Source organism: Kribbella antibiotica, from assembly GCF_004349055.1.
GTDB lineage: Bacteria > Actinomycetota > Actinomycetes > Propionibacteriales > Kribbellaceae > Kribbella > Kribbella antibiotica.
This window is the reverse complement of sequence record NZ_SMKX01000241.1, coordinates 1-9,248: the sequence shown is the minus strand read 5'-3', so window position 1 is coordinate 9,248 and position 9,248 is coordinate 1. Positions and strand designations below refer to the sequence as shown.

Genomic DNA, 9,248 nt, shown 5'->3' with positions numbered 1-9,248 from the left:
CGCCCGGCCCCCACACCAGCGTCCAAGCGCACGCCCACACCAGAGCCCAGTGAGCCCGCCCCGGCTAACTCACCGTTCGCCCCCACCAACCAGCAGTCAGACGCGGAGCCGGACCAGCAGCACAACGAGCCGTACCCGGCGGACCGCGCCAGCGTCAGCCAGCCGAACCCGGCCGACGCGAACAACAGCGCGTCCTGGCCCGGCTACCCCTCGGCGGACTACCTCGAGTCGGCTCGCTCACCCTGGTCCAACGGCGAGCGCGCGCAGATCGTCCAGCCCGATCAGCCGCCGCATCCCGCCTGGCCGGACCGCCCGGACTACTCCGACTACCCAGACGAGCCGCGCACCCCGTCCAGGCCGATGGGGCGCCCAGAACGCCGCACTCGCGAGCCAGAACGTCGTACCCCCGAGGCAACCACCGCCGAAGTCGGCCAGGTCCGCCTCGCCAGGGTCCTCGCGATCGCCGGCGCGATGCTCGCCGTCGGGCTCGTCATCAACCTGATCGCCACGTTCCTCGCCGACGGCCCCGGCGGCATGCTGCGCTGGCTGATCGCGCCAACCGTCGCACTGCTCGGTGCGATGACGTTCGCGGTGTTCGACGCCGTCAGCCCCACCGAGCGCCAATCCAGCCGCCTCGACGTCTCCGTCATCGTCGCGATCGGCGCCGTACTGGCCGGTGTCGGGATCGGTGGCTTCGCCATCACCGCCGGCGCCGAGTACGCCGCCGGCTACCTCAGCGGGAACGAGCAGGGCGAGGACCGGCTGATCAAACCGGTCGGCAAGACCACCACCGGCCTGGCCGTGACGATCGACAACGTCACCAACACCAGCCACTTCACCCGGGTCCGCCTCACGATTACCAACAACGGCAAGGACACCGTCAGCCTCCCCCTCGACGGGAACGCGACGTTCACCAGCGCCGAGGGCAACTCGATCCGCGCCGACAGTTCGCGCAGCGACTGGCCGGAGAAGTTCGCCGTCGGCCAGGTCGTGAAGGGCACGATCGTCTTCAAGGGCCACCTCCCCCAGGGCCAGAAGGCCGCGACCCTCACCCTCCGCTCCGGCGAAACCCCCATCGTCCTCGGTGGGATCCCGCTCAGCAACTGACCCTCACCGTGGAAGATGCCTGAGGCAACCATGAACCTGGAACCGTCGCCGATCCACGTCACCGACGAGGTCCTCGACGACCTACGGCATCGCCTCCGCGCGACCAAGTGGCCAGTTGACGCAGGCAACGACGACGGCTTCTACGGCGTCCGTCGTACCGATCTGCAAGCTCTGGTTGAGTACTGGGCCGACGGCTTCGACTGGCGGGCGGCCGAGCGCGCGATCAATGCCTATGACAACTACCGGGTCGACGTGAGCGGCGTACCGGTGCATTTCCTGCACAAACCCGGCGTCGGTCCGGCGCCGATCCCGCTGATCCTCAGCCACGGCTGGCCGTGGACCTTCTGGCACTGGTCGAAGGTGATCGACCAGCTCGCCGACCCGGCCGCGTACGGCGGTGATCCGGCGGATGCCTTCGACGTGATCGTGCCGTCGTTGCCGGGCTTCGGTTTCTCGACGCCGACGAGTCCGGACATGAACTTCTGGAAGATCGCCGACGTCTGGCACGAACTCATGACCGGCGTCCTCGGGCACGACCGGTACGCCGCCGGTGGGTGCGACGTCGGCGCGCTCGTGACCGGTCAACTCGGGCACAAGTACGCCGATGAGTTGTATGGCATCCACATCGGCTCCGGCCTGAAACTGTCGTTCTTCACCGGCGACCGCGCCTGGGACCTCACCGGCGGCAACCCGCTGCCGGACAACCTCCCGCCCGACATCCACGACGGCATCATCGCCTTTGAACGCCGCTTCGCCGTACACCTCGCCGCGCACATGCTGCACCCAAGCACGCTCGGCTTCGGCCTGGCCGACTCGCCCGCCGGCATGCTCGCCTGGATCCTCGAACGCTGGCAAAGCTGGTCCGACGGCGACCCCTTCACCCCCGACGACATCCTCACCCACGCCACCATCTTCTGGGCCGGCAACGCCATCGACACCTCGATCCGCACCTACGCCAACAACAACCGCTACCCCTGGACGCCGTCGCACGATCGCCAGCCGGCCGTCGAAGCGCCGACCGGTCTCACCTTCGCCGGCTATGAGAACCCACCCGGCATCACCACCCCCGAGGCCCGTGTCAACCACTTCCTCGCCAGCGATCGAGCGCCTTGGTACAACCACACCAACGTCACTGCCCACCCCGGCGGCGGCCACTTCATCCCGTGGGAACTCCCCACCGAATGGACCGAAGACCTCCGCCGTACCTTCCGCCAGCCACGGAACACCGCCGTACGGTCCTTGGGCTAGCCGTTCTCTTTCGCGGCCTTGAGGAGTGCGGCGTTGATCGGTGACAGTACGGCGGTGGCGGCGGCGATCGCCTGTTCGAGGGACTGCCCGGCCGCGATCGCGTCGTCGAACGCCCGGTCGGCGGCGGCCCGCTCGTCGACGGTCTGCGCAGAGTAGCGAAGCATCCAGATCGCCTGCCGCCGGATCTCCTGACGCGTCGCGGCCCCTTGGGTCTTGATCTCCTGCATCAGCTTTGCGTACTGGGCCGCGGTGAAGGGCTCGCGCCAGTTCGGATGGGCCTTCTCCCACTTCTCCCAGGTCACGTTGACCCACGTGCGCGGGCCGTCGTCCCGGCCGTTCGAGGCGAGGCCGTTGCGGCCGTTCTTGTACGCGGTGACCTGGTCGCGGGCAGCGGGCGACAACTCCCGGTCGCCGATCGCGATCGCGTGGGTGTGCCATGGCCAGTTCGCCTGCGAAGGATCGCGGACCCACGACGCGAACCCGACCTGCCGGGTCGCGTTGCGGATGCGTTCCCGCCGGACCCTCGGGAACAGCATCCCCGTCCTGGCGTCCTTGAGCGAGATATCCACCGCGCCGCCGCCGTCATGTGTGCCCGCCGACCCTTGGACGCCACCCGGGTTGTAGGAGCCCTGGGTCAGAACGAACGTCAACCCGCAGACCCACTCGGCGGCCTCGATCATGTCGATGGTGCGCTGATTGAGTCGCACTCCTCGATACCTGACGAACTTCGGCATTCACTGACCCTTCCGGCAGGACGGCGGAGCGTACATGACCATTGACTCATCCTGGCACCAGTACGGTCCTCCCCGTGGACCAGTTCATGCTCGGGATCGATATCGGTACGACGTCCGTCAAAGTGATCCTGTTCGATCCGGCTGGGCGTCCCGTTCGGGCACATGGGTCGGCGTACGGGATTGAGCGGCCGCGGGCCCGGCGTGTCAGCCCCTGCGCAATCACCGCAACCATGCTCCCCGCGGTCCCCGACGACGACGCCCAGGCCATCACAATCGGCCGGCACCCGCGGTCCGACGCGGGGAACCGGCCGGAACCACCAGTTGTGATGGGCTGGCGGACCGCCATCACCGTCTAACGCTGCGCTCCTCGCGCGGTTCACGCTCAGCGCGCTGTCCGGACGGGTTCAGGAACGCACTTGGACGGTGGTGCAGGTCCGCCCCAGCCACCAGCCCGCAGCGAGCCCGGGCCGCGCTGTCCCGCACAGATCGCCAGAAACAAAAAGGCCGACCCCTGATGGGGTCGGCCTTTCCAAGGGGTGGAGGTGGCGGGAATCGAACCCGCGTCCTTCAGCGCAGTTTCAAGACTTCTCCGGGCGCAGTCTGTTAGTCGCTTTTCTCAGCCTCAGCGCTCTCACAGACACGTCGCTGACAGGCTCAGTCACTGTAAATGTCCCGTGTTAACCCCGTGACCGGGTTAACAAAGCAAGCTCCCTAGCTGAGGCCAGGAACCGGGTCGGAAGCACTCCCGGGCTGACCGCTTCTTTAGTTTCTCAGGCCGTCAGGCGGCGAGAGAGAAGCTACTGCGGTTTGAATTGGCAGTTATAGTTTTCCAGAGATCGTTTACGAGATAACCCTGGATCCTCGGCCCGCTTCCCTTGGAACAAACGTCCAAAGTCGAAACCGTTCACCCCCTGTTGAGTTTTCAAACTCCTACCCCGAACTGCGGGTAGAAGGGCAACACTACCAAGTCCAACAAGCTGCTCGCACCTGGGATTCCCTACTTCACCAGGCGCAGGGTGAACGGGTAGCGGAAGTTCGAGCCGGCTGCGGTCGCGATGCCGCCGACGCCGGTGAGGACGAACCACATGATGCCGAGGATCGGGAACAGGAAGCCCAGCCAGTCGCCGACCACGCCGGTGGTAATGCCGAGGGCGATGAACGCGAGCGTCGCGGTCAGCTGGAAGTTCAGGGCCTCGAGGGCGTGGCGTCGTACGACGGGGTTCTGTTTGCCGGCGGTTGCGACGACGAGCGCGGGGCCGACGAAGAAGGTCGGGTAGCCGAGCCAGTGGGCGACCGTGCCCATGCCGCGGCCGTCGCCGGTGGGGCGCTGGAGCGGCATCGGGCGGCTGAAGGCGGCCGGGACGTGGGTCGGGATCGGGCGCGCCATCAGGCCGTTGAACGTTCCGTTCAGGTCGGCCCGGGTGCGCGCTTTGAGCGCCATCTCGAGCCGGGTGTCGAACTCGTCCTTGTCGACGCGACCGTCGGCGTACATCTCTTGGAGGATCTCAACGGCTCGATCCCGTTGATCGTGGGTCACCAGCAGCTCTGAAGTGGACATGTATCCACTCTCTCCGGCACGCACCGTCTACCCCATAGGGTGCGCCCCGGAGCCACCCCTGACCGGACCCGGATGGGCGTCCTACTAGTCGCGGCGGCGGGTTCGGTCGGCGAGAGCGCGCTGGGCTTCCCGGCCGGCTTGACGTTCGGCCAGGGAGTGGCGTTTGTCGTAGTCCTTCTTGCCTCGGCCGGTGGCCAGCTCGACCTTGGCGTAGCCGTCCTTGAAGTAGAGGGACAGCGGGATGAGAGAGACTCCTTGCTGCTCGACGGCTTTGACCAGTTTGGCCAGCTCGTCCTTGTGGAGCAGGAGCTTGCGGGTACGACGGGGTTCGTGGTTGGTCCACGTGCCGTGCGTGTACTCGGGGATGTGCATGCCTTGCAGCCAGAGCTCACTGCCCCGGACAGCGGCGAACGCGTCGACGAGGGAGGCACGACCCTGCCGCAGGGACTTCACCTCGGTCCCCGTCAGCACCAGGCCGGCCTCCACGACGTCATCGATGTGGTAGTCGTGTCGCGCCTTCCGATTCTGCGCGATCGGCTTCTGCTGGCCGGTCTGTTTCACCATCCGACCAGTATCTCAGACCGCTATAGCCACTTCATCGGATTAACGACTCGGCCGTCCTGGTACACCATGAAGTGCAGGTGACAGCCGGTCGAGTAGCCCGTCGTACCGACGTACCCGATGATCTCGCCGCGGGTGACGCGTTCGCCGACGCGGGCCTGGTAGCGGGACAGGTGGTTGTAGACGGTGGTGATGGACGAGCCGCCGATCACTCCATGTGAGATGAAGAGCCGGTTGCCGTAACCGCCGTTGTAGTACTTGTCGGTGACACGGCCGCTCGCCGCAGCACGGATCGGCGTACCGCAGCCGGCGCCGAAGTCGGTGCCGTCGTGCAGTTTCCAGCGATGCAGGATCGGATGGAACCGCATCCCGAACGGTGACGTGATGTAGGTGTTGATCGGGTTGCTCAGCCGACCGCCACCGTCTTCTGGGTCGTCCGGCACCGGGCGCGGCGGCCGCTTCTCGCGGCGGGCCTTGTCGCGCTCGGCCTTCTCCCGGGCGGCCTTGCGGCGGGCGGCCGCGGCCTTCTCGGCGCGGGCCCGGGCGATCAGGACCTGCTCGACCCTGGTGCGCTCGGCGAGCAACGCGTTGTACTCCGACTGCTCGGAGTTCTTCTCGCGCTCGGCCCGCTTGTAGAGGACCTGCTTCTCCGTCGTCACCGCCTGAGCCTCGGCCCGGTCGGCGGCGACCTGCTTGGTCAGCTCGGTCACTTCCTTGACCGTCCGCGCCGCCTCGGCCCGCGCGGCCTCGGCGGACTTCTCCGCAGCGGCAACCTTCGCCTGCTTGCTGGCGAGCTGCGCCTGCGCGTTGTTCAGGTTGTCGATCGCGTTGCTCTGGATCCCGAACACGTTCCGCTGCACCTGCAGCCCGGTCGCCACCTCGGTCGGCGACGCACCCTGGAGCGCGATACTCAGCCCGACGAGGCTGTTCTGCTGCTGGTACGCCGATCGTACGGCGCGACCGGCCAGCGCCCGCTTCGCCGCGATCTCCTGCAACCCGGCCTGTACGTCGGACTCCGCCGTACGGAGCGCTCTTTCGGCCTGCGCGAGCTTGCCGGCAGCAACGACATCGGCCGCCTTGGCGGCCGCGAGCCGGCCCTGGGCAGCGGCGTACTTGGTCTGGACGACCTTCAGCTTCGCGTCGGCGCTGGAGTACGCGGCGACGGCGGAACCGAGCTGATCGGAGGCCTCGGCCAGTTCGGCCTTGGACTTACCGATCTGGGCGTCGAGTTCCTTCTTCTTCTTGGCTGGATCGGGCGGATCCGCCTGCGCAGACGGAACCGCCGCCAGAGCTCCGGCGGACAGGGACAGGACAAGGCAGCATGCGGCAACGACCGTCTGCCGCCCCTGCGATCTCGTGCGGGACCGCGGGCGCGGTACGGACGGGGTGCCGGTGCTGTCGTCTCGCTTGATGCTCGCCCGCTCACGCGGGTCTGCACCGGGGAAGTGCGGGACCACAGGTCGACCCCTTGCGTCTTGAGTTGTGGGTGTCGTGCAGGCGCACCCCGAGAGGTACGTCTACTGCACGATAAGTCACCCAGGTCAGACTTTGAGGTATTTCCGCGTTGTCAGGAATGTCGGGACCACGGCCAGAATGATGCCGACGACAACCATGATGAGCGTGGCGCGGAAGGTTTCGCTGGCCCCGACCCACTGCCAGACCTTGAAGGTCTCCTGGGCGCGTCGCATCACGACGAAGTACACCCCGAGCCACAAGGTGCCGCAGGCAAGGATGGCGCCGATCAGCGCGGCCAGGATCGCTTCCAGCAGGAACGGCAGCTGGATGTAGAAGTTCGAGGCGCCGACCAGGCGCATGATCCCGATCTCCCGGCGGCGCGCGTACGCCGCCAGCCGGATCGTGTTCGAGATCTGCATGAGCGCCGCCAGCAGCAGCAGACCCGACGCGATGTAGGCGCCGATCTTCAGGCCCTTGAGGGCCTCGAACAGCGGGTCGAGGTACTGGCGCAGGTCCTGCACCGTGTCGACGCCGGGCAGACCCGCGACCGCGCTGACCAGGTTCTGGTAGCGCTGCGGATCGCGGAGCTTGACCCGGTACGACTCCTGCATCTGGTCCTCGGTGACCGTCGAGACGATCGGCGAGTCCTTGTACAGCTTCTTGAACTGCGCGAACGCTTCCTTCTTCGACTCCCCGAAGACGCCGTCCGGCGCGGTGTCCGGGTTCGACTCGATCACCTGGCGGATCCGGTTCTTCTGCTCCTGCGTCACCTCGGTCCCCGAGCAGCCGCGGCCGCCGGAGTCCTTGGTGCACATGAAGACCGAGATCTGGATCTTGTCGTACCAGTTGCCCTTCATCAGGTCGACCTGTTCGTTGGCCAGCAGCGCACTGCCGAACAGCGCCAGCGAGACCCAGATGGTGACGACGACCGCGATCGTCATCGACAGGTTGCGCTTCAGGCCGATACCGAGGTCGGAGAGGATGTAGTTCAAACGCATTGTTCAGTCAGTCCCTGGATCGGTCCCGGAGTCGGGGGCAACGGTCAGTGCTGGTAGCCGTAGACGCCGCGCGACTCGTCGCGGACGACATGACCGTTCTCCAGCTCGATCACGCGCTTGCGCATCTGGTTGACGATCGACACGTCATGGGTGGCCATCACGACGGTGGTCCCGGTCCGGTTGATCCGGTCGAGCAGCTTCATGATGCCCTCCGACGTGGCCGGGTCCAGGTTTCCGGTCGGCTCGTCGGCGATCAGGATCATCGGCCGGTTCACGAACGCGCGGGCGATCGCGACCCGCTGCTGCTCACCGCCGGACAGCTCGTCGGGCAGCCGGTCCTGCTTGCCCTCGAGCCCGACCAGCTCCAGCACCTCGGGCACGGTCTTGCGGATGTGCGAGCGCGGTTTGCCGATCACCTGCAGCGCGAACGCCACGTTCTCGGCGACCGTCTTGTTCGGCAGCAGCCGGAAGTCCTGAAAGACCGTCCCGATCTGGCGCCGCATCTGCGGGATCCGCCAGCTCGCCAGCCGGTTCAGGTCCTTGCCGGCCACCATGATGTGACCCTTGGACGTCCGGTGCTCGCGCAGGACCAGGCGCAGGAACGTCGACTTGCCGGACCCGGAGGTACCGACCAGGAAGACGAACTCGCCTTTCTCGATCTCGATGTTGACGTTCAGCAGAGCGGCCTTGGTCTGGCCCTCATACGTCTTGGAAACATTCTCGAAGCGGATCACGGGATCATCCGGCCGTGGTCGGGAACAGGAAGCGACGCAGCGGTAACCACGAGGTGCACCGTACGCCACCAAGGCGGCCGCCTTCACCCTAGCCCGTCCTCGGCGTGCCGCCGACCATCTCGACGGCTTGCAACGATTCGATCAATTTGTATATCAAGAGGTGGTCACGTATATATAGACGGACATACCGTCCCACTCATGAAGACGGTGATCGATCTGAACGACCATGCGCTGGAGCTGGCTGCGAAGGAGTTGGGGACCGTGACGAAGAAGGACACTGTCAACGCCGCGCTGGAGTTCGTGGCCCGGCGAAGAGAGCGCATCGAAGCGCTCCTCGACGACCCGTACGGCATCGGCGTCGGCGGAGACATCGACAACCCTGAGATCATGCGCGGCGCACGTCGTTGAGCACAGTCACCACCGTCGGCAAGCTGTACCTGATCGACACCTCGGCACTGGCGCGCAGCAAGCATGAGTCGGTCCGCACCGTCATCGCGGGTCTGATCGTCGACCGTGCCGCGGCGACCTGCGGCACGGTCAACCTCGAAGTCGGGTACTCGGGGCGCAACCACGACGAGCACACCCGCACCGCGGAACGGCGAAGATCCCTGTACGTCACGCTGCCAATGACTCAGGCCGTTGTGGAGCGAGCGGAGGAGGTGCAGTCGCGGATGTCTTCCCGAGGTCAGCTACGCGCCGCCGGCATCGTCGACCTTCTGACGGCAGCTGCGGCCGAGCAGCACGGCGCCGTCGTGTTGCACTATGACGCCGACTTCGAGCACATCGCCGCCGTGACAGGTCAGCCGCAGCTGTGGATCGCTCCACGCGGCAGCTTGAACTGAGACGTCAGGCG

Annotated in this window: 11 protein-coding genes and 1 other RNA gene; 5 read left to right on the top strand and 7 right to left on the bottom strand. The window is 66.5% G+C overall.

Annotation, left to right across the window (positions count from 1 at the left end; genetic code table 11):
- The coding region (locus E1263_RS43055; protein ID WP_202869300.1) for a hypothetical protein at positions 1 to 1,107 on the top strand (1,107 nt) is incomplete at its 5' end.
- 15 nt (positions 1,108 to 1,122) lie between these two features.
- Positions 1,123 to 2,355: an epoxide hydrolase family protein gene (locus tag E1263_RS40910; protein ID WP_132177613.1), complete on the top strand. Its 1,233-nt coding sequence runs from the start codon at positions 1,123 to 1,125 to the stop codon at positions 2,353 to 2,355.
- On the opposite strand, the gene E1263_RS40905 is transcribed toward E1263_RS40910, so the two are convergent.
- Positions 2,352 to 3,089 (bottom strand): hypothetical protein, encoded by a 738-nt coding sequence (locus E1263_RS40905; protein WP_132177611.1) that lies wholly within the window; start codon positions 3,087 to 3,089, stop codon positions 2,352 to 2,354. The genes E1263_RS40910 and E1263_RS40905 overlap by 4 nt on opposite strands.
- Positions 3,090 to 3,163: 74 nt before the next feature.
- Between E1263_RS40905 and E1263_RS40900 the strand changes: the two genes are divergently transcribed.
- Positions 3,164 to 3,445, top strand: a complete 282-nt coding sequence (locus E1263_RS40900; RefSeq protein ID WP_132177609.1) for a hypothetical protein — start codon at positions 3,164 to 3,166, stop codon at positions 3,443 to 3,445.
- A gap of 178 nt (positions 3,446 to 3,623) precedes the next feature.
- On the opposite strand, the gene ssrA is transcribed toward E1263_RS40900, so the two are convergent.
- The 6 genes from ssrA to ftsE all read right to left on the bottom strand — a co-directional run bounded on the left by ssrA (position 3,624) and on the right by ftsE (position 8,395).
- Positions 3,624 to 4,001, bottom strand: a transfer-messenger RNA (tmRNA) gene (gene ssrA / locus E1263_RS40895).
- An 85-nt stretch (positions 4,002 to 4,086) separates the two neighbouring features.
- Positions 4,087 to 4,647, bottom strand: a complete 561-nt coding sequence (locus tag E1263_RS40890; RefSeq protein WP_132177607.1) for a DUF1707 and DUF4870 domain-containing protein — start codon at positions 4,645 to 4,647, stop codon at positions 4,087 to 4,089.
- A gap of 84 nt (positions 4,648 to 4,731) precedes the next feature.
- Positions 4,732 to 5,211: an SsrA-binding protein SmpB gene (smpB, locus tag E1263_RS40885; protein ID WP_132177605.1), complete on the bottom strand. Its 480-nt coding sequence runs from the start codon at positions 5,209 to 5,211 to the stop codon at positions 4,732 to 4,734.
- Between the two features lie 20 nt (positions 5,212 to 5,231).
- Positions 5,232 to 6,665 carry a M23 family metallopeptidase gene (locus E1263_RS40880; protein ID WP_132177603.1) on the bottom strand — a complete coding sequence of 478 codons (1,434 nt, stop codon included), beginning with the start codon at positions 6,663 to 6,665 and terminating at the stop codon, positions 5,232 to 5,234.
- Positions 6,666 to 6,749: 84 nt separating this feature from the next.
- Positions 6,750 to 7,661 (bottom strand): permease-like cell division protein FtsX, encoded by a 912-nt coding sequence (ftsX, locus tag E1263_RS40875; RefSeq protein ID WP_132177601.1) that lies wholly within the window; start codon positions 7,659 to 7,661, stop codon positions 6,750 to 6,752.
- 44 nt (positions 7,662 to 7,705) lie between these two features.
- A complete protein-coding gene (gene ftsE / locus E1263_RS40870; protein WP_132177599.1) occupies positions 7,706 to 8,395 on the bottom strand; it encodes a cell division ATP-binding protein FtsE in 690 nt (229 codons plus the stop codon).
- Between the two features lie 198 nt (positions 8,396 to 8,593).
- Here ftsE and E1263_RS40865 point away from each other — a divergent pair, with 198 nt between their 5' ends.
- A complete protein-coding gene (locus E1263_RS40865; protein ID WP_132177598.1) occupies positions 8,594 to 8,803 on the top strand; it encodes a type II toxin-antitoxin system VapB family antitoxin in 210 nt (69 codons plus the stop codon).
- Positions 8,800 to 9,237 (top strand): PIN domain nuclease, encoded by a 438-nt coding sequence (locus tag E1263_RS40860; RefSeq protein ID WP_202869299.1) that lies wholly within the window; start codon positions 8,800 to 8,802, stop codon positions 9,235 to 9,237. Before E1263_RS40865 ends, E1263_RS40860 begins: the two co-directional genes overlap by 4 nt.
- Positions 9,238 to 9,248 lie beyond the last annotated feature (11 nt).